We start from the raw sequence: 21,642 nt of genomic DNA, 5'->3' as shown, positions 1-21,642 counted from the left end.
TACCTCGACGACGGCGACTTGCCGATTGATAACAACTGGGTGGAGAACCGCATCAGGCCCATCGCGCTCGGGCGGCAGAACTGGCTGTTCGCCGGCAGCTTGCGTGCGGGCAAGCGGGCTGCTGCCGTGATGAGCCTTATCCACTCGGCCAAGCTCAATGGACTTGATCCGTACGTCTACCTGCGCGATGTGCTGGAGCGTCTTCCAACACAGCCGGCCAGTCGCATTTGCGAGTTAATGCCTCACCACTGGAGATGCGAGGAGCGCCTCATCTGATGGCCGAAGACGTTGCGAACGTGATCGGGTCGTTCAAGTGAAACCGTGGAGGCTGGAACTGGCCATCGCGGCGCAGGTTCATGACCACTATCAGTGGTCGGTTCGGTTCTTCGAAGTGATAAACGAGGAGGCCGCCGCCACGGAGCAGCTGAGCGGAAGCTGTCCCGACAATCTCGCCGGTTCGAGCGCCTTCTTGGAAGTGCGCACGGATGGCCTTGAGGGAGCGGGCCTTCACGGAGTGGATGGAACGGTCTGCGTGCATCGCCCAGCACATCATGAAGCCTTCTTCATCTGCAAGGTGCGGCCCGCAGTCATTCTTGGCGTGCTCCCACAACTGCCGTTGCGTGTCGCCGAGGTCGGCCTCGGAGCCCTCGTATGGATACGGCGAAACCTCAACGCCCTTAAATAGAACAAGCTCGCCAAATGCTCTGCGCTCTGCCTCGACCGCATGCTTCACGGGCAACTTCCGCCCGCTCCAGATCATGCCTTCGCACTCCTGAAGAGCATGCGCACCCAGCTTATCGTCGCCGGCGATGTACGCCTCATGCGACATCTCTAGAAGTTCACGGCACACACGGATGAGCCGAGGCTCCCTCAGCTTCTTCTCAGCGAAGTGGAAACCCTCGCGGAGCTCGTCGAAGCGCCTGTCCAACTCTCGCCGCTGGTCAACCGGCTGATCATCGTAGGACGTGAACTGGTCCGGTGCGAACAGGATGATTCCTGCCCAGGCATCGTGATATTGCCCCAAGGTCTGAAAGCGCGGGATGTGCATGGCTGGAAATTATGGTGGACCTCTCTGGTCAAGATGACTTCACCGCGCGCTTACTCCTTTTGCGCCGCCTACGCCTTGAACGTGGGCCTCCGCCGTCACCTTGGTATGCGTCCGCCGAACGCACCTTGACAGTTGCCCTCCGTGGCACGGTGCAGATTCCCAGTTCCTGACACCGGGGATGGGAATCGCCGTCCAACGGCGAACGGTCTTTAGCTCGGTGACCAGCGGCCTTGAATGCTTGCGCGCACAGCAAGATGCGTGTGCACATGGCTACCTCGGACATAAGCAGCCAGCGGGAGCGCGCTGACCCGTTGGAGCTGTGGATTCACTGTTTTTAAAGAATTTGCGCGCAAGGCAAAAATGCGTGTATACTGCTAGCTTCAGTCGCGGGGTGGAGCAGTCTGGTAGCTCGTTGGGCTCATAACCCAAAGGTCGTCGGTTCAAATCCGGCCCCCGCAACCAAATTAGGAACCCGCTGAGTGCAACGCGCTCAGCGGGTTTTTCTATTGCCGCCACGGATTGTTGTGCCGGCGGCTCGCCCGTGGGCGCGGCTCGTGATGAAAAAAAGCGACCGCTGCGGCGGTCGTGCAGCCGGCGCAGGCGGCCGTCAACGTTTGCGGCTGCGGCGGGCCATGGCGAGTGCCGTCAGGCCGCCGAATGCCAGAGCCACGCCGCCTGGCTCGGGCAGCGGGTTGCCGTTGGCCTGGATCAGCTTCAGGTCGTCCAGCATCACCGATTCATCGGAGCCCTTGATGACGATGGAGTAGGCGGTGCCCACGAACTGAAGGCTCAGTTCGGTCCAGTCGCAGAAGCTCACGCCGGACATGCCGCATTGCGAGGTGGTCAGGCCGCCCACGGCGGTGCCGTGACCGGTGCCGTTCAGGCCGTCGAACACGTCGATGCTGAACACCGTGCCCTTGAGTGCCGAGTAGAGCAGCGACGAGCCGGTGCTGAACCCGCCAGCGACGTTGATCGTCAGGCTCAGTGGTGTGGGCGTGGTCGACCCGTCGCGGGGATCGCCGGCGAGCTGGGCGGCACCACAGCCGCCGTCGTGCGCGACAAAGCTGCCGAACGCGTCGCAGGCGAAGGACGCGACGCCCCAGGCGTCACCGACGAATTGCACGCCGTTGCTCAGCAGGTACCGATCCAGCAGCTTGACCATGCCCAAACCATCCGGATCGACCGCGGTCGTGATGTCCTCGAAGTTCAGCACCGTGTCGGCAACGGCGGGCTGCAGTGCTGCCGTGAGTGCCAGGGCCAGAAGGGTCTTCATTCCACGCATGGCGTCCTCCGTTCGGATGTTCGAATTGGGGTTGTGACGAACTGTAAACATGCCCCCTCTTTTCTGGCGCGCGTCGTGACCCTTCAGTTGAGGGGGCGCTGGCTTGCGCAACCCCTTGGCGCAACGGCGTCGGCTCGCTGGCTACACTGCGCGCGGTGGAAACCAAATGGCTTGAAGACTTCGTCAGCCTCGCCGAGACGCGCAGCTTTTCCCGCTCCGCGCAGTTGCGTCATGTGACGCAGCCGGCGTTCTCGCGCCGCATCCAGGCGCTGGAGGCTTGGGCGGGTGTCGATCTCGTGGATCGCTCGTCCTACCCGACCCGCCTGACCGCCGCCGGCACGACGCTGTTGGCCCAGGCCGTGGACCTGCTCGGCAATCTGCAGGCCACGCGCAACATGCTGCGCAGCCACCAGGCGGCGGACTCCGACATGATCGAGTTCGCCGTGCCGCACTCGCTGGCGTTCAGTTTCTTCCCGCACTGGTTGATGGATCTGCGCCGCGGGTTCGGCGCCATCAAGTGCCGGCTCAACGCGGCCAACGTGCACGATGCGACGCTGCAGCTGAGCGAAGGCAATTGCGACCTGCTGCTGGTCTATCACCACGCCAGCCAGCCGCTGCAGCTGGACCCGGAGCGCTACCAGATGGCCTCGCTGGGGCAGGAAACCCTGTCGCCCTATGCCAAGGCGGACGCGCAGGGCGAGCCGCTGTTCCGGCTGCCTGGGCGGCCGGGGCAGAAGATCCCGTTCCTGAGCTATGCGTCCGGGGCCTACCTGGGCCGCATCGTCGAGCTGATCGTGAAGCAGGCGGACAGCGCGCTGCAGCTGGACGCCGTGTACGAGACGGACATGGCTGAAGGCCTGAAGGCGATGGCGCTGGAGGGGCACGGCCTTGCCTTCCTGCCGGCCAGCTCGGTGCAGAAGGAGCTGGCCAACGGCCGGCTCGTGCCGGCGGCGGCGGTGGGCAGTTTCAGTGCGACGATGGAGGTCCGCATCTACCGCGAGCGTCCCGAGCTGTCGCGCCGGCAAAAGCCGGCGGCCCAGGCACTGTGGGACTATCTGGCTTCTGCGGCATGAGTTCATCCCGGCTTTGCATGCATCGTGAAAACCCGTATTCGGGCTCGCTGTGCGCCGTGGTCTGCTCGCGCCACCTTTTCCCTTTTCTGTTGTTGGAGTCCCCATGAAGAAAGTTCTGCTCGTCGCAGCCCTGATGGCCGGCGGCACCGCCGTGCATGCCGAAGACACGCTGAAGAAGATCAAGGACAGCGGCACCATCACGATGGGCGTGCGCGAGTCGTCGGGCCTGTCGTACACCATCGGTGATGGCAAGTACGTCGGTTATCACATCGATGTCTGCGAGCAGGTCATCCGCGACATCCGTCGCGACCTGGGCCTCTCCAGCCTGGCGGTGAAGTACCAACCCGTCACGTCGGCCAACCGCATTCCGCTGACGGTGAACGGCACGGTCGATCTGGAGTGCGGCTCCACGACCAACAACGCCGCCCGTCAGAAGGACGTCGCCTTTGCCGTGACGACCTACGTCGAGGAAGTGCGCATCGCCGTGAAGGCCAATTCGGGCATCACGTCGATCAACCAGCTGGCCGGCAAGACTGTGGCCACCACCACCGGCACCACCTCAGTGCAGACGCTGCGCAAGCATGAGCGTGCGACGGGTGTGGACTTCAAGGAGGTCTTCGGCAAGGACCACGCCGACAGCTTCCTGCTGCTGGATTCCGGCCGTGCCGACGCCTTCGTCATGGACGGCTCCATCCTGGCCAAGAACATCGCCACGTCCAAGAGCCCGGCCGACTTCAAGATCGTCGGCGAGGTGCTGTCGGTCGAGCCCATCGCGATCATGATCCGCAAGGACGACCCGGCCTTCAAGAAGGCCGTGGACGACAGCATCAAGGCGCAGATCAAGTCGGGCGAGCTGGCCAAGCTGTACGACAAGTGGTTCATGCAACCCATCCCGCCGACCAACACCAAGATCGGCCTGCCGCTGTCCGCCGCGACCAAGGACGCCTGGGCGAACCCGAACGACAAGCCGATGGAAGACTACGCGAAGAAGTAATTCGCCAGTCCGCTTGAACGGACGCAAAGCGGGTGCCTGGCACCCGCTTTGCTTTAGGCGAAGGGGTTGAGGAGAGATGCATGAGTTGGGATTGGCAGTTCTACTGCAATGACACTGCGACCGGAGAGGCGATCGCCGGCTGTTTTGGGCCGGGTGGCCGCGAGCAGACGTATCTGCAATGGATGCTGCACGCCTGGGGATGGTCGCTGACCATCTCGCTGGCCGCATTGCTGCTGGCGCTGATCGTCGGGTCGATGATCGGCATCCTCCGCACGGCGCCGAACAAGTGGTTGGCGAGTTTTGGTGAGGCGTGGACCGAGCTGTTCCGCAACATTCCGCTGCTGGTGCAGGTGTTCCTCTGGTACTACGTGTTGCCCGAGTTCATCCCGGTGCTGAAAGACCCTGAGCTGAAGACATTGCTCGTCGTCTGCGCGCTGGGTTTCTTCACGAGTGCGCGCGTGGGTGAGCAGGTCAAGGCCGGTATCCAGACCTTGCCGCGCGGCCAGCGTTATGCCGGCCAAGCGCTGGGCATGACGTTGCCGCAGACCTATCGCTACGTGCTGCTGCCGATGGCCTATCGCATCGTCATCCCGCCGCTGACCAGCGAGAGCATGAACATCGTCAAGAACTCTGCCGTCGCCTTCGCGATCAGCATTCCCGAACTGGCGCAGTTCGCGCAGCAGGCCTCGGAGGAGACCTCCCATTTCGAGGAGATCTTCATCCCGGTGACGCTGCTGTACTTCGTGTCGGCGTTCGCGATCAACCGCGTGGCCAAGTTCATCGAGGCGCGTGTGCGCATCCCGGGCACGGTGGGGGCGAAGTGATGCTGAACCTCGACTACTCCTTTCTGAACTGGGCCTTCATCCAGAGTTTCGTCGCCAAGGGTTTCTGGTTCTCCATCCAGCTGACGCTGGTGTCCATGGTCGGCGGCATCCTGCTGGGCACGCTGCTGGCGATGATGCGGTTGTCCAGCCACCGCTGGCTGTCGGCGCCGGCGGCCTTCTATGTGGACACGCTGCGTTCCATCCCGCTGGTGATGGTCATCCTGTGGTTCTTCCTGCTGATCCCCAAGCTGTTCGGGCCCATCGGCGGGCAGATGTCGGCCTTCATCACGTTCACGCTGTTCGAGGCGACCTACTACTCCGAGATCATGCGCGCCGGCATCCAGTCGGTGTCCAAGGGCCAGGTCAACGCCGGCTACGCGATGGGCATGACCTACGGGCAGACCATGCGCTTCGTCGTGCTGCCGCAAGCCTTCCGCAACATGCTGCCGGTGCTGCTGACGCAGACCATCGTGCTGTTCCAGGACACCTCGCTGGTCTATGCGGTCGGTGAGTACGACCTGCTCAAGGGCTTCGAGGTCGCGGGCAAGAACTTCAACCGCCCGGTCGAGACCTATCTGCTCGCCGCCGTCGTCTATTTCGTCATCTGCTTCAGCCTGTCGCAGCTCGTGCGCCGGCTGCAGAAGAAGATCGCCATCATCCGATAAATGTCAGCCCCCGGCTGCGGCGTACCGCAGCCACCCCCCGAGGGGGTGCCAGCCGGCCTGGGGCGGCCCGGCGCTCGGCTGGCATCACCTCGACCAGGAGTCATCCGTGATCGACATCAAGAACATTTCCAAGTGGTACGGCAGCTTCCAGGTGCTGACCGACTGCACGACGTCCATCAAGAAGGGCGAGGTCGTCGTCGTCTGCGGGCCGTCGGGCTCGGGCAAGTCGACGCTGATCAAGACCGTCAACGCGCTGGAGCCTTTCCAGAAGGGCGACATCGTCGTCGATGGCATCTCGCTCGCCGACCCCAAGACCAACCTGCCCAAGCTGCGTTCGCGCGTGGGCATGGTGTTCCAGCATTTCGAGCTGTTCCCGCACCTGTCGGTGACCGAGAACCTGACCATTGCGCAGATCAAGGTGCTGGGCCGGTCGGCCGATGACGCCAAGGTGCGCGGCCTGAAGATGCTGGACCGCGTGGGCCTGTCTGCGCACAAGGACAAGTTCCCCGGTCAGCTGTCCGGCGGCCAGCAGCAGCGCGTGGCCATTGCGCGCGCGCTGTCCATGGACCCCATCGTCATGCTGTTCGACGAACCCACGTCGGCGCTCGACCCCGAGATGGTCGGTGAGGTGCTGGACGTGATGGTGCAGCTGGCCAACGAGGGCATGACCATGATGTGCGTGACGCACGAGATGGGCTTTGCCAAGCGCGTCAGCCACCGCGTCATCTTCATGGACGCCGGCAAGGTCATCGAGGACTGCGCCAGTGCTGACTTCTTCGGCAAGCCCGAGGAGCGCTCGCCGCGTGCCAAGGACTTCCTCGCCAAGATCCTGCAACACTGAGGCGGCCGCGAGCGGCCTGTTCGCACGGCGGCCTGCGGGCCGCCGTTTTCATGGCGGCGGCCGAAGTCGCCTACAGGAACATGCCGCCGGACGCTTCCACGCGCTGGCCGGTGATCCAGCCCGCGCCCGGGCGCATCAGCGCGGCGGCGGCGCCGCCGATGTCGTCGGCCACGCCGACGCGGCCCAGCGCCGTGACGGAGGTGACGAAGCGGTTCAGCTCCGGGTTGTCGCGCACCGCGCCGCCGCCGAAGTCGGTTGCGATCGCGCCCGGCGCCAGCGTGTTGACGCGGATGCCGCGTGCCGCGAGTTCCTTGGCCTGGTAGCGCGTCAGCACCTCCATCGCGCCCTTCATCGCGGCATAGGCGCCGTAGCCCGGCACGGCGAAGCGGGCCAGGCCGCTGGAGATGTTGAGGATGCGAGCCTCGTCGGCCAGCAGCGGCAGCAGCGCCTGCGTCAGGAAGAACGGGCCCTTGAAGTGCACGTTGAGCAGCAGGTCGAACTGCGCCGGCGTGGTGTCGGCCACGCTGGCGTGCACGCCGCTGCCGGCGTTGTTGACGAGGCCGTCCAGCCGGCGTGTACCCCAGGCGGCCAGGCCCTGGCTCAGCCGCTCGACGAAGGCGGGAAAACGGCCGGCGTCGGCCACGTCCAGCGGCAGGGCCAGCGCGCGCCGGCCCAGAGCCTGGATCTGCGCGACGACGGCCTCGGCGGCTGCAGCGGCTTCACGGTAGGTCAGCACGATGTCGTGGCCGTCGCGGGCCAGCGCCAGGGCCATGGCGGCGCCCAGGCCGCGGCTGCCGCCGGTGATGAGGGTGATGGGAGTGGAAGTCATTGAGGGCTCCAGGCCGGGTTGGGGACGGAGCGAAATTTATTGTTCTGAAAGAAGCGGATAAAGTTGCCGGCACGGAAATGACTGTGCTCGGAATGGAAGCCAATCTGGAGATCGCCACGCTGCGCGTGTTCCTGCAGGTCGCCGAGCTGGCCCACTTCAGCCGTGCGGCGGACGAACTCGGCCTGCCCAAGGGGCGCGTCAGCAACATCGTGCGCGAGCTGGAGGCCCAGCTCGGCACACGGCTGTTCCAGCGCACGACGCGGCGTGTGAGCCTGACGTCCGACGGCGAGCTGCTGGCCGAGCGTGCCCGAGCGCTGCTGGCCGATGTCGGCGAGATCGAGGCGCTGTTCCATCAGGACCGCCAGCTCACCGGCCGGCTGCGCGTGGACATGCCGGCGCGCCTGGCCATGGCGCGCGTGGTGCCGGTGCTGCCGGCCTTCCTGGCCGAACATCCGGGCCTGCAGGTGGAGCTGAGCTGCTCTGACCGGCGCGTGGACCTGGTGGAGGAGGGCTTCGACTGCGTGCTGCGCGTGGGCGCCGTGCACGACCCCATGCTGGTGGCCCGCCCGCTGGGCCGGGTCAGCCTCATGAATGCGGCCAGCCCCGCCTATCTCGCCGCGCGCGGCACGCCGCTGTCCCCGGAAGACCTCGTGACCCAGGGCCACGAACTCGTGCACTACAGCCAGACCTGGGCCGACCGCCGCGCCCGCTTCGAGTGGGTGGATGCGGCGGGCCGCGAGCATGGCCTGGCGCTGCCGGCGCGCGTCGGCGTCAACCACACCGATGCCTACGAGGGCGCGGCGCTGGCCGGCCTGGGCATCGTCCAGGCGCCCTGCGTGGGCTTGCGCGCGGCGCTGGCCGATGGGCGGCTGGTGCGCGTGCTGCCGGGCTACGAGCCGGCGCCCATGCCGGTGCACCTCGTCATCAGCCAGCGCCGCCACACGCCGCGCCGCGTGCGGGTGTTCATGGACTGGCTGGCCGCGCAACTGGCGGGCTATCTGGACGACGACAATCCCACCCCATCATGACCGACACGCTCATCCTCACCCGCCCGGACGACTGGCACCTGCACCTGCGCGACGAAGCCGCGCTCGCCAGCGTCGTGCCCTACACGGCGCGCCAGTTCGCCCGCGCCATCGTCATGCCCAACCTGCGCCCGCCGGTCACCACCGCCGCGCAGGCCGCGGCCTACCGTGAGCGCATCCTGGCCGCCTTGCCGAAGGACGGGCCGGGCAGCGACTTCCAGCCGCTGATGACGATGTACCTGACGGACAACACGCCGCCGGACGAGATCAAGCGGGCCAAGGACGCCGGCGTCGTCGCGCTGAAGCTCTACCCGGCGGGTGCGACGACCAACAGCGATGCCGGCGTGACCGACCTGCGCAAGACCTACAAGACGCTGGAAGCCATGCAGCGCGAGGGCCTGCTGTTCCTCGTGCACGGCGAAGTGACCGACGCCGACATCGACGTCTTCGACCGCGAGGCCGTGTTCGTCGACCGCGTCATGACGCCGTTGCGCGCGGCCATGCCCGAGCTGAAGGTCGTGTTCGAGCACATCACGACCAAGGAGGCCGCGCAGTACGTGACCGACAGCGACCGCTTCACGGCCGCCACCATCACGCCGCAGCACCTGCTCTACAACCGCAACGCCATCTTCACCGGCGGCCTGCGCCCGCACTACTACTGCCTGCCCGTGCTCAAGCGCGAGGAGCACCGCCAGGCGCTGCTGAAGGCCGCCGCGTCGGGCCTGCCGAAGTTCTTCCTCGGCACCGACAGCGCGCCGCACGCTGCGCAGCTCAAGGAGAACTCTGTCTGCGGCGCCGGCTGCTTCACCGCGCTGTCGGCGCTGGAGCTGTATGCCGAGGCGTTCGAAGGCATCGGCGCACTCGACAAGCTCGACGCGTTTGCCGGCCACCACGGCCCCGATTTCTACGGCCTGCCGCGCAACACCGGCACCGTCACGCTGAAGCGCGAGCCGTGGACGCTGCCCGCCGCCGTGCCCTTCGGCGAGGCGCAGCTCAAGCCGCTGCGCGGCGGCGAGACGCTGAACTGGAAACTGATCGCATGAACCCCGTGAGCTCCAAGAAAGTCGCCTTCCTCGTCGACTTCGACAACGTCGCCACCGACGTCATCGAGCAGGCGCTGAACGCCGTGTTCAAGGACTACGGCGCCGCGCACATCCGCCGCGCCTACTGCAATGCCGAGCAGGCGCTGCGCGAGCAGAACTTCCTGAAGCGGCTGGGGCTGCGGGCCGTCGTCAACCTCGCCATCGGCAAGAACTCCACCGACATCGCGCTGGCCGCCGACGCGATGGACCTCGCCATCACCGAGAAGCCCGATGTCATCGTGCTGGTGTCGTCGGACAGCGACTTCGCGCCGCTGGTGCTGCGCCTGCGCGAGAAGGGCGCCTGGCTGCGCGGCTTTGGCCAGTACGGCAAGACGGGCGACGGCGTCATCCAGATCTACGACCAGTTCAACGAGCTGGCACATGGCACAGGCCGCAGCGCGCGCGATGCCGCGCCGCCGAAGGGCGCCGGTGGTGGCCGCAACGGCCGCCGGGGCAACGGGCGTGCCGCTGGCGGACGCCCGCAACCCGAGGCACCGCGCGCCAACGCCGCGATCAATGCACCCACGCAGCCGCGCCCGCCGCGGGCCGACATGGTGGCTGCCGCCGCTGCGCCACTGCCGGTGGCGGTGGAGCCGCTGGCGCCGGCCGTCCAGGACACTGCACCGTCGGTTGCGGCCGTGGTGCCGGTGGCTGCTCCGGCCCCCAGCCCCGCGCAGGTGGACCCGGCCGACAAGCCCGCGAAGCCTGCCGGCAAGGTGGCTGGCAAGGCGACCAGCAAGGCCTCGGCCAAGGCAACGGGCAAGACCGCAGCGAAAGCAGCCCGCAAGCCCGGCGCGGAGGTGGACGCGCCGCGTGACGCGAGCGCTGAGACGAAGGGCGGCGCGAAAGCCGACCCGAAAGCCGACCCGAAGGTCGAGGCCAAGGCCGCGCCCCTTCAGCCCGTCACGCCCGAGGTGGCCGAGCCGGCGGCCGTGCCTCGCGCTGCCAAGCCGGCGCGTCCGCCCGGCAAGGCCGCCGCCCCGGCCGAGAACCCGCAGGTCGCCGCGGCCAAGGAGATCAACGCCGTGCTGGCCTTGCTGCCCAAGCTCGCGGACGGCCAGTGGCATGACCTCGGCGCTGCGGCCAAGGTGTTGAAGGATGCCGGCCTGCTGCCCAAGTCGGCGCCGGCCACCAAGCTGTTCCGCAAGCATGCCCACGCCTTCGAGCTGCAGCCGGAGAAGCAACCCAACCAAGTCCGATTCGCCACTTGAGGCTAGACCCCGACTGGCGGGCGCCGTGGTTCGCGCCGTATCGCGACGTGGCCGCGCCCGTGCTGGCGCGGCTGGCGGCCGGGCAGCCGGTGGCCGACGCGCTGGGCGACCCGCGGTTCGAGCCCGCTGGCCCGCGGATGACGGGTTATGAGCAGCATGTCGCGGCCACCGGCCGTGTGCCCACGCGCGACAACGCGCATGACCTCTTCAACGGCCTGGTCTGGCTGCGCTGCCCGGCCTTCAAGGCCACACTGAACCGGGCCCACATCAGCGCGCCGCCGGCAGCGCCGGGCCGGCGCGGCGCCGTGCGCGACGCACTGACGCTGCTGGACGAGAGCGGCCTGCTGCTGGCCGCGCCACCCGTGCTGCGGCAGGCGTTGCGCGAGCAGGACTGGCCCGCGCTTTTCATCACGCAGCGCGAGCTGTGGCACGACGCGCGGGTGCTCGTCGTCGGGCATGCGCTGCTGGAGAAGTTGCTGACGCCGCGCGCCGGCTTGTGCGCGCGCGTGCTGCTGGTTGACGACCTCGAGGCGCCGTCGCTGCCGGCCGGCCTCACGCCGGCCGCGCTGCCGCCGCTGCCCGTGCTGGGCATTCCCGGCTGGTGGCCGGCGAATGCGTCGCCGGCGTTTTACGCCAACGAACAGGTGTTCCGCCCAAAGCGGCTAGCATCGTCGCCCGCCCTGGGAGGTCGCGCTTGTTGATGAAGTCCTGCTTGAAACCCTTGTTCGCCCTGGCGCTGGCCGGGCTGGCCTGCCTGGCGGCCGCCCAGCCGTCGCAGCCGGCCTCCGCCGCCGCGACACCCACCCAGGCGCAGCCCCAGCCCGACCCCAATGTCTCCGCCAGCGCGCGGCGGCTCTATGAGCGCAGCAAGGGCCAGTTGCTGCAGATCCGCACGCTGCTGAAGAACCAGGACAGCCAGGCCTCGGTCGGTTCCGGCTTCCTCGTCAGCGACAACGGCCATGTGCTGACCAACTATCACGTCGTCAGCCAGTTCGCGCTGGAGCCCGACAGTTACCGCCTGCGTTACGCCACGACCGATGGGCAGGCCGGCGCGCTGGAGCTGCTGGACTTCGACGCCCGCCGCGACCTCGCGCTGCTGCGCGCCGTGGCCGATGACAAGGGCGTCAACGCGCTGCAGGGGCGCGGCGCGCTGGGCTTTCGCCCGCAGAGCCAGCCGCTGGCCAAGGGCGAGCGCATCTACTCCATGGGCAACCCGCACGACGTGGCCTTTGCCGTCGTCGAGGGCAACTACAACGGTCTGGTCGAGCGCAGCTTTGACCCGCTGATCTACTACGCCGGCGGCATCAACCCCGGCATGAGCGGTGGCCCGGTGCTCGATGAAGACGGCCGCGTCGTCGGCGTCAATGTGTCGACCATGCTGTTCGCGCAGCAGGTCAGCTTCCTCGTGCCCGGCGAGTTCGCCGAGAGCCTCGTCAAGCGCAGCCTCGGGGCCAAGCCCATCCGCACGGCGGCGTGGAGCCGCCTGCGCGACCAGCTCACGCGCTACCAGGACGAACTGGTGACGCGCTTCCTCGCCACGCCGTGGGAGAGCGCCAACAACGACCGCTACCGCCTGCCCGTGCCGCGGCAGGACTTCATGCGCTGCTGGGGCCGCAGCACCGCCGCCGATGCCAAGGGCCTGGACTTCGAGCGCTCGCAGTGCCGCATGGACCATGCGCTCTTCGTCAGCGGCAGCCTGCAGACGGGCTGGCTGGACATGTCGCACGAGGCCTACGACGGCAGCAAGCTCGGCGCGCTGCGCTTCTCCCGCCAGTACACGGCGAGCTTTCGCAACGAGCGGTTGGGCGGCGCGGACAAGTCGCGTACGGCGCCCTACTGCAAGGAACAGTTCGTCGGGATGTCGCCCCCAGATGCGGGCGAGCCCACCTCACCCCCCGGGGGGGCTCCGGTGGCCCGGCAAAGCCGGAGCGGCCCGGGCGACGGCCTGCCACTGCGCGCCGTGGTGTGCCTGCGGGCCTACCGCAAGCTCGACGGACTGCATGATCTCAGCGTGCTCGTGACCACGGTGGACGATGCCCGGCAAGGCGCTCTGGGCCGCTTCGACGCCCGCGGCGTCAGCTTCGACAACGCGCTCAAGCTGGCGGCGCATTACCTGGAAGGCTTCGCGTGGACGAGCAGCAGCAAGGCGAAGTGATGTCGTCCCCCGAATCCATCGAGCCCATCGCACCCGTGGCGTCCACCGTGCCGGCGCCCGCGCCCGCCGCCGTCGTCGAACTGCTGGGCCTGGACGGCCGCGTCGCGTTGCTGCAGCGCGTGTCGCAATGGCCGGCCCGCATCGGCCGTTCGCCCGCGTGCGACATCGTGCTGGACGATGCCCATGTGGCCGCCGAGCACGCCGAGCTGCGGCTCGACGCCGAGGGCCGCGTGCAGCTGGCGCTGCTCGAGAGCCGCAACGGTGGCGTGGTGGGCGGCCGCCGGCTGGCTGGCGGTGAGGCCGTGACGCTGCCTGCGAGCGGCGCCTTCCAGCTCGGCGGCTGCTCGCTGCGGCTGCGCACCAGTGCCGACGCGCTGGCGCCCGAGCAGCCGCTGGTCGTCCACCCGGTGCGGCATGCGGCGCTGCTGCCCGGGCTGATCCTGGCGCTGCTGTTCTTCCAGTGGCTCGACCATTGGAGCGGCAGCGACCCTGACGTGCGCTGGATCACCTACGCCACGCCGCTGCTGGGCCCGCTGGCCATCGTGCTGGGCTGGGCCGGCCTGTGGTCGCTGGCCAGCAAGCTGTTCCAGCACCGCTTCCCGTTCACGGCGCATCTGCGCCTGGTGCTGGCGGTGGTGGTGGCGCTGCAGGCGCTGGAGTGGCTGCTGCCCGGTGTGGCCTATGCGTTGTCGCTGCCCCGGCTGATGGTGCTGGACAGCCTGGCGGCGCCGGTGGCCGGTGCCGCGCTGATCGCCTGGCATGCCCGCCTCGTGTGGCCCAGCGCGCGGCGCTGGCTGGACGGCGGCGTGGCCGCGCTGCTGCTGCTGGGCCTGGGCCTGCAGGTGGGCGGCCGGCAGGAGCAGCAATACCTGTTCGGCCCGCCCTATCTGGCGGCGCTGCCGCCGCCGGCCTTGCGCCTCGTGTCGCCCAAGGCGCCGGAGGACCTCATCGAGTCGCTGAAGCCGCTGAAGGCGGAGTTGGCCCGCCAGGCCCGCAAGGACAACGAAGGCGCGGACGCCGAGGACGTTGGCGGCGACGAGTGAGTGAAGCACCTCGCCGCGCCTGGCCCTGCCGAACGCGGGCCGGCGCACGGCGCGCGGGGGCGACTCAGGCCTGGGGCAGGAAGCCGTCGACGGACAGGTAGCGCTCGCCCGTGTCGTAGTTGAAGCCCAGCACGCGCGCGTTCGCGGGCAGCTCGGGCAGCTTCTGCGCGATGGCGGCCAGCGTGGCGCCGCTGGAGATGCCCACCAGCAGGCCTTCTTCGCGGGCGCTGCGGCGGGCGTACTCGCGAGCCGCCTCGGCTTCGACCTGGATGATGCCGTCCAGCAGCGCGGTGTCGAGCACCGCCGGCACGAAGCCGGCGCCGATGCCCTGGATGGGGTGCGGGCTGGGCTGGCCGCCGCTGAGCACGGGCGAGGCCGTTGGTTCCACGGCGAACACCTTGAGCTGCGGCCAGGCCGCCTTCAGCACCTGCGCGCAACCGGTGATGTGGCCGCCGGTGCCCACGCCGGTGATGAGGGCATCCAGGCCTTCGGGGTAGTCGCGCAGGATCTCCTGCGCCGTCGTCTTCACATGCACGGCGGGGTTGGCGCCGTTCTCGAACTGTTGCGGCATCCATGAGCCCGGGTGCTGTTCCAGCAACTCCTTGGCGCGCGCGATGGCGCCCTTCATGCCTTTCTCGCGCGGCGTCAGGTCGAAGCTGGCGCCGTAGGCCAGCATCAGCCGGCGGCGCTCGATGCTCATGCTGTCGGGCATGACGAGGATGAGCTTGTAGCCCTTGACGGCCGCGACCATCGCCAGACCCACGCCGGTGTTGCCGGAGGTGGGCTCGATGATGGTGGCGCCGGGCTTGAGCAGGCCGCGGGCCTCGGCGTCCTCGATCATCGACAGCGCGATGCGATCCTTGATGGAGCCGCCGGGGTTGGCGCGCTCGGACTTCACCCAGACTTCGGCGCCGGGGAACAGGCGGGCCAGGCGGATGTGCGGCGTGTTGCCGATGGTGTCGAGGATGCTGGTGGCTTTCATGGGGGGGGCTCCTTGGGATCCGGGGATAATCGCATGTGTGAAGCAAGCCAGACCGCCGCTGGGGCAATCTCGGAAACGAGGCCCTGGAGGAAGGTCCGGACTGCACAGAGCGGCGTAGCAGCTAACGGCTGCCCGGCGAAAGCCGAGGATCAGAGCAACAGAGACGAGTCGATGGTGGGCTCACCGAGAGGTGGTCTATCCGGCGGACGCGCAAGCGGACGTGACGTGTGGCGCAAGCCACGCGGCATCGGGCGAAAGCCCGACCCGGGTAGCACCCTTTGGTGGGCAAAGCCCACCAAAGGGTGAAACGGGCAATCTCTACGCGCAGCAACACCAAGTAGGCCAGCGTTGATGCGGCTCGCAGAGCTGGCGGGTAGGTGGCACCGAGCCGGGCAGTGATGCCCGGCCCAGAGGAATGGCGGTCAACGCCCGGCGACGGGCGTCACAGAATCCGGCCTATCGGCTTGCTTCACTTTTCCCTACGATGGGATCTGCAAACCCAGCCGTGGGTTTGTTCATGCGGGCTTTGCCGGGCGACTTGTCATCTCGCCCTCCGTCGCTGAAATTCGTTCGCTGTCCGGGTCTCTTCGGCCTGACGGGGCTGGGGGCCTTCGCACCAGGGGGAACCAATGAAGCTGAGCCAACTGCGTTTGCGGTCCAAGCTGATGCTGGGTTATGCCGTGCTGGCGATCGTCGTCGTCATCGTGGCCGTGCTGGCGCTGGCGTCGCTGAACCGTTCGAACGAGCGCTTCATCGAGTATCTCGACGGGCTCAACGAACGGGAACATCTGGTGGCCGATGTCCGCAGCGCGGCGAACCGCCGCGCCATCGCGGCCCGCAACCTCGTGCTGGTGTCGACCCCCGCCGACCGGGATGCGGAAAAAGCCGCCGTCACGCAGGCGCACGATGACATGCAGCGCGCGCTCGCCCGGCTGAAGGAAAGCCTGAGCCAGGCCCATGACCTCGGGGCGCGCGACCGCGAGATGGTGGCGGAGATGGAGCGCGTCGAAGCCCAGTACGGGCCGGTGGCGCTGGCCATCGTGGGGCTGGCACTGGAAGGCCGGCGTGATGAGGCCGTCGCCAAGATGAACCGCGAGTGCCGGCCGCTGCTGGCGGCGCTGCTGGAGGCCACGCGGGCCTATGCGCGCTACGAGGTGGAACAAGCCAAGCTGCGCGTGCAGCAGGACGAGGAGGCCTTCGCGCGTGACCGCGCACGGATGCTCACGGCCGCCCTGTGCGCCGTTGCCGCTGCGGTGCTGCTGGGTTGGGTGCTGAGCAATGCGATCACGCGGCCGTTGCGGCGGGCGGTGCGGCTGGCCGAGGCGGTGGCGTCGGGCGATCTCAGCTCGGACATCGTCGTGGACCGCGAGGACGAGACCGGCCAGTTGCTGGCGGCGCTCAAGTGCATGAACGACGGGCTCGTCGACATGGTCACGCGCGTGCGGCTGTCGGCGGACAGCATCGCCACGGCGACCCAGGAGATCGCGACGGGCAACCATGACTTGTCCAGCCGCACCGAGCAGCAGGCCGCCGCGCTGGAGCAGACGGCCGCGTCGATGCAGCAGATGACGTCCACCGTGCAGCAGGCGGCGGAGAACTCGCGCCAGGCCAGCCAGCTCGCCAGCGCCGCCACCGAGGTCGCCGGCCGAGGCGGTGACGTCGTGCAGCGCGTGGTTTCGACGATGGGCGAGATCAGCGATTCCAGCCGCAAGATCGCGGAGATCACCGGCGTCATCGACGGCATCGCGTTCCAGACCAACATCCTCGCGCTCAACGCCGCCGTCGAGGCGGCGCGGGCGGGCGAGCAGGGGCGGGGGTTCGCGGTCGTGGCGGGTGAGGTGCGGGCGCTCGCCCAGCGCAGCGCGCAGGCCGCGCGCGAGATCAAGAGCCTGATCGGCACCAGCGTCGAGAAGGTCGAGGCCGGCAGCCGGCTGGTGGGCGAGGCGGGCACGACGATGAACGACATCGTCAGCCAGGTGGCGCGCATGACCGACCTGATGGCCGAGATCAACGCCTCGGCGAACGAGCAGAGCAGCGGCATCGGGCAGGTCAACCAGGCGGTGGCGTCCATCGACCAGGGCACGCAGAAGAACGCCGCGCTGGTGGAGGAGGCCGCGGCGGCCGCCGAAAGCCTGCGGCAGCAGGCGGCCGGGCTGCTGCAGGTCATCGCGCAGTTCAAGACCTCACGCCACCGCGGGTAGAGCCCGCCCTGCGGCCGGGCGCGTGCGACCGGGTCGATACACTGCGCGGCGGCCGCCACCCGTGGTCGTTCCCGCCCGTCTCACCCCGACTGTTCCCTGATGAATCCCGAAGCCAGCCGCCTGTGGCGCGCGCCCCGTTGGGCCCTCTCCGTGCTGCTGGCCGGCCTGGGCATGCTGGGGCCGTTCTCCATCGACACCTACCTGCCGGCGTTCTCCGGCATCGCGGCCGCGCTGGGCGCCACGCCCGTGCAGATGCAGCAGACGCTGTCGGCCTATCTGTTCGGGTTCGCGGTCATGAACCTGTTCCACGGTTCGCTGTCCGACTGCTTCGGCCGTCGGCCCGTCGTGCTGACCGGGTTGGCGGTGTTCACGGCCGCGAGCGTGGGCTGCGCGCTGGCGGGCTCGGTGGGGCAGCTGGTGTTCTGGCGCACGGTGCAGGGCATGTCGGCGGGGGCCGGCATCGTCGTGTCGCGCGCCATCATCCGCGACATGTTCCCGCCGGCCGACGCGCAGCGGGTGATGTCGCAGGTGACGCTGTTCTTCGGCGTCGCGCCGGCCATCGCGCCCATGGTGGGCGGCTTCTTGTTCGTGCATGCCGACTGGCATTCGATCTTCTGGTTCCTGACCTTCGTCGGCACCGCGTTGTTCGTGCTGAACTGGCGGCTGCTGCCCGAGACGCTGCACCGTGACCTCGTGCAGCCGTTTCACGTCGGCGCGCTGATGCGCGAGTACGGTCGGCTGTGTAGCAGCCCCAGGTTCATGATGCTGGTGCTGGCCAGCGGTGTGCCGTTCAACGGCATGTTCCTGTATGTGCTGGCCACGCCGGTGTTCCTCGGCGAGCACCTGCACTTCGCGCCGCAGCAGTTCTTCTGGTTCTTCCTGTGCACCATCGGCGGCATCATGGTGGGCGCCGCGTTCAGCGGCCGGCTGGCCGGCAAGATCTCGCCCAAGCGGCAGATCATGCGGGGCTTTCGCATCATGGTGGCGGTGTCGGTCGTCAACATCGCGCTGAATCTGTTCGCGCCGCTCAGCGCCTGGTGGGCGCTGCCGCTCATCGGCATCTTCTCGTTCGGCTGGGCGCTGATGGTGCCGGTCGTCACGCTGCTGGTGCTGGACCAGGCGCCCGAGCGGCGCGGCATGGCATCGTCGCTGCAGGCCTGCATCGGCTCGGCGGCCAACGGCCTGGTGGCAGGCTTGCTGGTGCCGCTGGTCATGCACTCGACCATCGCGCTGGCCCTCACGTCGGCCGGGCTGATGGGCGTGGGCCTGGTGGCCTGGTATGCCGTCAGGCGTTCGATTGCCAATTAGGCCCTGCGGCGGGCGCGCAGCGCCAGCAGGCCGGCCAACAGCAGCGCCCAGCTGCCGGGCTCGGGCACGGCGGTGACGGTGGCCAGGGCCGCGATGCTGGCGTCGACCCTGATCGTGTCGCGATCCGGGTCGAAGCCCGCAGTGGTCGGGTCCACCGAGAACAGCGCGTAGTGCAGCCACACCTGGCCGCTCAGCGGGCCGGCGGCCGACGGCGCCAGGCTGAACTCGCCGAGGCCGGTGCGCAGCCCCGCGTCGTAGGCCTCGGCCCATGTCGCCATCGGCGCGAGGACGAGCCAGTCGGCCCGCGGGCCGAGCAGGTCGGCGTAGCTGCCGAAGGCCGATGGCGCGCCCGGCGCGAAGTCCGTGCCGGTGACGAGCAGGTAGCCGCTGGTGCTGTCGTTGAACAACGAGAAGCCCCAGCCAGTCGTCTGGCCGGCGTAGGCGCCGACGTTGGCGGGCGACAGCGTCAGCACGGCTGCCTGGGCGGCGGTGGCCAGCAGCGTGGCTGCGGTGGCGCAGAGGAGCTTGAGCGTGTGGGTCATGGCGGGTTGAGGGCGGGGTGAGGGCGGGTCAGCGGAACTGGTGGGTACGGCTGAGGCTCAGCGCGGGCGAGCCCTTGGCGGGGTCGCCGTGCCAGCCGTTGGCTGCGTTGAAGGGCGCGTCGACGGCGAAGGTGGCCAGCGCCGTGCAGCCGCTGAAGTCGATGGTGATGTTGGTGCTGGCCGAGGTGCCGGCCGCGATGTCGCCCAGCACGACGGGGAAGCCGGTCTTCACGATGGGCGTGCAGGCGGCGCCGCCGGTCTGGCGCAGCGTGAGGCCGGCCAGGCGCGCGCCGTAGGCGGTGCCGGGGCCGGCGTTCGTGAAGGCGAGCGTCCAGACGCGCGCCTGCGGCGCGCCGGCCTTGCTGGCGATGCTGCCGGTCAGGTTGATGCCCGGCAGCTGTGACGGGTCGACGACGCCCCAGTAGGCCGGCTTGGCCTTGAGGGACGGGTCGAACAGCAGCGGCGCCTCGGTGCGCGTGGCGGAGGTCAGCCAGGTGTGGTTGTCGGCCTGGCCCCAGAGGGTCACCGAGTCGATCAGGCCATTGAGTGAGCGCAAGGCGTTGAAATAGTTGCGCCAGGCGTAGCCGAGCTGGGCGTGCACGGCGGGCGGGATGTCCTCGTACAGCGCATAGCCGGGGTCGCTGATCTTGATGTCCATCTCCGTGACCTGCTGCGACAGGCCGGGGAAGGCCGTGGCCAGCGTGCGCACGGCGTGGGTCACGGCGGCGGGCGTGGGGTAGCTCAGCGAGATGTGCATCTGGTGGCCGATGCCGTCGATGGGCACGCCGCGTGACTTCAGGCCGGCCACCAGCTGCTGGATGCAGGCGAGCTTGGCGGGGTCGGTGGTGCTGTAGTCGTTGTAGTAGAGCTTGACGCTGGCCGGCAGCAGCGCACGCGCCGTGCGGAAGGCGGTGTCGATGAAGTCTGTGCCGGTCAGCAGGTACCAGTTGCTCTTGCGCATGCAGTCGGCCTGCGACGCGTCGATGGCCTCGTTGACGACGTCCCAGGCGTAGAAGCTGGCGACCTCCGGGGCGAAGTGGTTGAGCACTTGGGTGATGTGCTCCACCTCGCGTTGCAGCACCAGCGCCTTGCTGGCCGGCGTGGCGGGCAGCGCGTTGCCGGTGGCGTCCTGGAACACCCAGGCCGGCACCTGCTCATGCCAGGCGAAGGTGTGGCCGCGCAGCTTCATGCCCCGGGCCTTGGCGAAGGCGACCTGCGCGTCGGCGTTGGCGTAGGTGAACACGCCCGGCGTGGCCTGCAGGGCGCTCCACTTCATGTCGTTCTCGGACACGAGGCTGTTGAAGTGCTTGGCGACGAGATCGCCCGGCACGCCCGAGAGGCCGCCGCTGTAGGCGATGGTGCCGATGGGGAAGTAGGGCGACTGTGTCTGCGCGACCGAGAGCAGGTTGGTCTCGATGCTGGGCGGCGGCACGTAGGTGACCGTCACGTCGTCGACGAGCAGCGGCGCGGTGTCGCCGGACTCGACGTAGAGCGTCAGCTTGCTGTTGGCGAGCGCGACCGCGTAGGTCGTCGTCAGCCGCACCCAGGCCGACGCGCCCACCGTCGTGCTGCCGACGACGGTGTGGTACGTCGTGATCGTGCCGGCGTCACGCTGCAGGCTGAGCTTGGCCTGCGTCGTCGCGCTGCCGGCGCTGGCGGGCAGCTTGACCCAGGCGCTGACCTTGTACGTCGAGCCGTTGAACATCACGTGGGTCACATCGACGGCCGGGCCGGCCCAGCTGCCCGCGCGCGCCGTGGCCAGCAGCGCCTGGCTGCCGCCGTGGGCGCCTTCGCCGCTCGTCGTGGCGATGGTGGCGCCGCGCCCGAACCAGCCCTGCGTGCCGGTCTCGAACGTGGACGACAGGCCGGTCGTGTTGGCCGGCAAGCCCGGCGCGGCGGCGATCTGCGTGACGGACACGTCGTCGACGTAGTACGAGGCCGTCGCGCTGGCGGACTCGATGTAGAGCACCAACTGGGTCGGCGCCGGCTCGGCGAAGCTGTAGAGGCCGGTGATCTGCGTCCAGCCGCCGTCGGTGACGCCGGTGGCGCTGCTGGCGGCGATGTTGTCGTAGCTGGTCGTGCCACCGGCCGTGCGCTGCATGGTGAGCTTCAGCTGCGTGGCCGCCGTGCCGGCGGGCAGCCGCACCCAGGCCGTGACCTGGTAGGTCGCGTTGGGCACCAGGCTGCCGGTCAGGTTGAGGCTGGGACCCATGTAGGTCGCCGTGCGCCCGGTGGTCAGCAGGCTGCGGGCGCCAGCGTGGGCGGCGGCGCTGCTGTTCGTCAGCGTGACGCTGCCGAACGCGCTCCAGCCCTGGGTCGTGCCGTCTTCCCAGGTGGACTGCACCACCTGGGCCTGTGCCGCTGCGGTACACAGCGCGAGGAGCAGCGCGCAGGCGGCGCGCCAGGACTTGATCCAGCCGAGCATGTCTCCATCCTTCCTGTGTTCGGCCGCCAGCCGGCGGGCCGGTCCGCAAGGGTTGCGCTTGCATTTGATGGCGCAACCATTTCAATGTATTGAAAGCCGGTGCCCGCCGTGA

The 21,642-nt window shown here is 68.6% G+C and carries 20 protein-coding genes, 1 tRNA gene and 1 other RNA gene; 16 read left to right on the top strand and 6 right to left on the bottom strand.

Annotation, left to right across the window (positions count from 1 at the left end):
• Positions 1 to 276, top strand: a 276-nt coding sequence (locus ACG00X_RS22005) for a transposase domain-containing protein (protein ID WP_394491591.1), incomplete at its 5' end; no start/stop codon positions are given.
• Here the strand turns inward: ACG00X_RS22005 and ACG00X_RS22000 are convergent.
• Positions 269 to 1,048: a hypothetical protein gene (locus ACG00X_RS22000; RefSeq protein ID WP_394491589.1), complete on the bottom strand. Its 780-nt coding sequence runs from the start codon at positions 1,046 to 1,048 to the stop codon at positions 269 to 271. The genes ACG00X_RS22005 and ACG00X_RS22000 overlap by 8 nt on opposite strands.
• A gap of 385 nt (positions 1,049 to 1,433) precedes the next feature.
• Here ACG00X_RS22000 and ACG00X_RS21995 point away from each other — a divergent pair.
• Positions 1,434 to 1,510, top strand: a tRNA-Met gene (locus ACG00X_RS21995).
• A 145-nt stretch (positions 1,511 to 1,655) separates the two neighbouring features.
• Here ACG00X_RS21995 and ACG00X_RS21990 read toward each other — a convergent pair.
• A complete protein-coding gene (locus ACG00X_RS21990) occupies positions 1,656 to 2,321 on the bottom strand; it encodes a hypothetical protein (protein WP_394491587.1) in 666 nt (221 codons plus the stop codon).
• Between the two features lie 164 nt (positions 2,322 to 2,485).
• Between ACG00X_RS21990 and ACG00X_RS21985 the strand changes: the two genes are divergently transcribed.
• The 5 genes from ACG00X_RS21985 (at position 2,486) to ACG00X_RS21965 (ending at position 6,727) form a co-directional block, all read left to right on the top strand.
• Positions 2,486 to 3,403, top strand: coding sequence for a LysR substrate-binding domain-containing protein (locus tag ACG00X_RS21985; RefSeq protein ID WP_394491585.1), 918 nt, complete (start codon positions 2,486 to 2,488; stop codon positions 3,401 to 3,403).
• 103 nt (positions 3,404 to 3,506) lie between these two features.
• Positions 3,507 to 4,397, top strand: a complete 891-nt coding sequence (locus ACG00X_RS21980; protein WP_394491583.1) for an amino acid ABC transporter substrate-binding protein — start codon at positions 3,507 to 3,509, stop codon at positions 4,395 to 4,397.
• A gap of 80 nt (positions 4,398 to 4,477) precedes the next feature.
• The gene (locus ACG00X_RS21975; RefSeq protein WP_394491581.1) at positions 4,478 to 5,221 is read left to right on the top strand and encodes an amino acid ABC transporter permease; all 744 of its coding nucleotides are present in this window, start codon (positions 4,478 to 4,480) and stop codon (positions 5,219 to 5,221) included.
• Positions 5,221 to 5,886, top strand: coding sequence for an amino acid ABC transporter permease (locus ACG00X_RS21970; RefSeq protein WP_394491579.1), 666 nt, complete (start codon positions 5,221 to 5,223; stop codon positions 5,884 to 5,886). Before ACG00X_RS21975 ends, ACG00X_RS21970 begins: the two co-directional genes overlap by 1 nt.
• 106 nt (positions 5,887 to 5,992) lie before the next feature.
• A complete protein-coding gene (locus tag ACG00X_RS21965; RefSeq protein WP_394491577.1) occupies positions 5,993 to 6,727 on the top strand; it encodes an amino acid ABC transporter ATP-binding protein in 735 nt (244 codons plus the stop codon).
• A gap of 70 nt (positions 6,728 to 6,797) precedes the next feature.
• Here the strand turns inward: ACG00X_RS21965 and ACG00X_RS21960 are convergent, their stop codons facing one another.
• Positions 6,798 to 7,556, bottom strand: a complete 759-nt coding sequence (locus tag ACG00X_RS21960; protein WP_394491575.1) for an SDR family NAD(P)-dependent oxidoreductase — start codon at positions 7,554 to 7,556, stop codon at positions 6,798 to 6,800.
• A gap of 92 nt (positions 7,557 to 7,648) precedes the next feature.
• Between ACG00X_RS21960 and ACG00X_RS21955 the strand changes: the two genes are divergently transcribed.
• From ACG00X_RS21955 to ACG00X_RS21930, 6 genes are read left to right on the top strand one after another with little or no spacing between them, the layout of a single operon-like run.
• The gene (locus tag ACG00X_RS21955; RefSeq protein ID WP_394491573.1) at positions 7,649 to 8,584 is read left to right on the top strand and encodes a LysR family transcriptional regulator; all 936 of its coding nucleotides are present in this window, start codon (positions 7,649 to 7,651) and stop codon (positions 8,582 to 8,584) included.
• Positions 8,581 to 9,624, top strand: a complete 1,044-nt coding sequence (gene pyrC / locus ACG00X_RS21950; RefSeq protein ID WP_394491571.1) for a dihydroorotase — start codon at positions 8,581 to 8,583, stop codon at positions 9,622 to 9,624. The genes ACG00X_RS21955 and pyrC overlap by 4 nt, the downstream gene beginning before the upstream one ends.
• Before the next feature lie 5 nt (positions 9,625 to 9,629).
• Positions 9,630 to 10,874, top strand: coding sequence for an NYN domain-containing protein (locus ACG00X_RS21945; RefSeq protein WP_394491569.1), 1,245 nt, complete (start codon positions 9,630 to 9,632; stop codon positions 10,872 to 10,874).
• Positions 10,871 to 11,575, top strand: a complete 705-nt coding sequence (locus tag ACG00X_RS21940) for a DUF3025 domain-containing protein (protein ID WP_394491567.1) — start codon at positions 10,871 to 10,873, stop codon at positions 11,573 to 11,575. Before ACG00X_RS21945 ends, ACG00X_RS21940 begins: the two co-directional genes overlap by 4 nt.
• A gap of 11 nt (positions 11,576 to 11,586) precedes the next feature.
• Positions 11,587 to 13,029 carry a S1 family peptidase gene (locus ACG00X_RS21935; RefSeq protein WP_394491565.1) on the top strand — a complete coding sequence of 481 codons (1,443 nt, stop codon included), beginning with the start codon at positions 11,587 to 11,589 and terminating at the stop codon, positions 13,027 to 13,029.
• Positions 13,029 to 14,072: an FHA domain-containing protein gene (locus ACG00X_RS21930; protein WP_394491562.1), complete on the top strand. Its 1,044-nt coding sequence runs from the start codon at positions 13,029 to 13,031 to the stop codon at positions 14,070 to 14,072. Before ACG00X_RS21935 ends, ACG00X_RS21930 begins: the two co-directional genes overlap by 1 nt.
• A gap of 64 nt (positions 14,073 to 14,136) precedes the next feature.
• Here the strand turns inward: ACG00X_RS21930 and cysK are convergent, their stop codons facing one another.
• A complete protein-coding gene (gene cysK, locus ACG00X_RS21925; protein WP_394491560.1) occupies positions 14,137 to 15,054 on the bottom strand; it encodes a cysteine synthase A in 918 nt (305 codons plus the stop codon).
• 39 nt (positions 15,055 to 15,093) lie between these two features.
• Here cysK and rnpB point away from each other — a divergent pair.
• From rnpB to ACG00X_RS21910, 3 genes are all read left to right on the top strand, one after another.
• Positions 15,094 to 15,529: RNase P RNA component class A (rnpB, locus tag ACG00X_RS21920), an RNA gene on the top strand.
• Between the two features lie 154 nt (positions 15,530 to 15,683).
• Positions 15,684 to 17,255 (top strand): methyl-accepting chemotaxis protein, encoded by a 1,572-nt coding sequence (locus ACG00X_RS21915; protein WP_394491558.1) that lies wholly within the window; start codon positions 15,684 to 15,686, stop codon positions 17,253 to 17,255.
• Between the two features lie 99 nt (positions 17,256 to 17,354).
• On the top strand, positions 17,355 to 18,563 hold the full coding sequence (locus ACG00X_RS21910; protein WP_394491556.1) for a multidrug effflux MFS transporter: 1,209 nt from the start codon (positions 17,355 to 17,357) through the stop codon (positions 18,561 to 18,563).
• Here the strand turns inward: ACG00X_RS21910 and ACG00X_RS21905 are convergent.
• Both ACG00X_RS21905 and ACG00X_RS21900 read right to left on the bottom strand, forming a co-directional pair.
• A complete protein-coding gene (locus tag ACG00X_RS21905; RefSeq protein WP_394491554.1) occupies positions 18,560 to 19,105 on the bottom strand; it encodes a PEP-CTERM sorting domain-containing protein in 546 nt (181 codons plus the stop codon). The two genes, ACG00X_RS21910 and ACG00X_RS21905, sit on opposite strands and share 4 nt — an antisense overlap.
• Positions 19,106 to 19,133: 28 nt before the next feature.
• On the bottom strand, positions 19,134 to 21,530 hold the full coding sequence (locus ACG00X_RS21900; RefSeq protein ID WP_394491552.1) for an endo-1,4-beta-xylanase: 2,397 nt from the start codon (positions 21,528 to 21,530) through the stop codon (positions 19,134 to 19,136).
• Between the last annotated feature and the right edge of the window lie 112 nt (positions 21,531 to 21,642).

The sequence above is a fragment of the Pelomonas nitida genome, from assembly GCF_043555975.1.
In the GTDB taxonomy this organism is placed as follows: domain Bacteria; phylum Pseudomonadota; class Gammaproteobacteria; order Burkholderiales; family Burkholderiaceae_C; genus Pelomonas; species Pelomonas nitida.
This window is presented reverse-complemented; position numbering and strand designations above follow the sequence as displayed.

Bases quoted from the DNA above. Each gene is read 5' to 3' on its own strand.
- cysK (WP_394491560.1), bottom strand. From the start codon at position 15,054: ATGAAAGCCACCAGCATCCTCGACACCATCGGCAACACGCCGCACATC.
- pyrC (WP_394491571.1), top strand. From the start codon at position 8,581: ATGACCGACACGCTCATCCTCACCCGCCCGGACGACTGGCACCTGCAC.
- ACG00X_RS21930 (WP_394491562.1), top strand. From the start codon at position 13,029: ATGTCGTCCCCCGAATCCATCGAGCCCATCGCACCCGTGGCGTCCACC.
- ACG00X_RS21970 (WP_394491579.1), top strand. From the start codon at position 5,221: ATGCTGAACCTCGACTACTCCTTTCTGAACTGGGCCTTCATCCAGAGT.
- ACG00X_RS21980 (WP_394491583.1), top strand. From the start codon at position 3,507: ATGAAGAAAGTTCTGCTCGTCGCAGCCCTGATGGCCGGCGGCACCGCC.
- ACG00X_RS21915 (WP_394491558.1), top strand. From the start codon at position 15,684: ATGAAGCTGAGCCAACTGCGTTTGCGGTCCAAGCTGATGCTGGGTTAT.
- ACG00X_RS21900 (WP_394491552.1), bottom strand. From the start codon at position 21,530: ATGCTCGGCTGGATCAAGTCCTGGCGCGCCGCCTGCGCGCTGCTCCTC.
- ACG00X_RS21975 (WP_394491581.1), top strand. From the start codon at position 4,478: ATGAGTTGGGATTGGCAGTTCTACTGCAATGACACTGCGACCGGAGAG.
- ACG00X_RS21910 (WP_394491556.1), top strand. From the start codon at position 17,355: ATGAATCCCGAAGCCAGCCGCCTGTGGCGCGCGCCCCGTTGGGCCCTC.
- ACG00X_RS21960 (WP_394491575.1), bottom strand. From the start codon at position 7,556: ATGACTTCCACTCCCATCACCCTCATCACCGGCGGCAGCCGCGGCCTG.
- ACG00X_RS21990 (WP_394491587.1), bottom strand. From the start codon at position 2,321: ATGAAGACCCTTCTGGCCCTGGCACTCACGGCAGCACTGCAGCCCGCC.
- ACG00X_RS21905 (WP_394491554.1), bottom strand. From the start codon at position 19,105: ATGACCCACACGCTCAAGCTCCTCTGCGCCACCGCAGCCACGCTGCTG.
- ACG00X_RS22000 (WP_394491589.1), bottom strand. From the start codon at position 1,048: ATGCACATCCCGCGCTTTCAGACCTTGGGGCAATATCACGATGCCTGG.
- ACG00X_RS21955 (WP_394491573.1), top strand. From the start codon at position 7,649: ATGGAAGCCAATCTGGAGATCGCCACGCTGCGCGTGTTCCTGCAGGTC.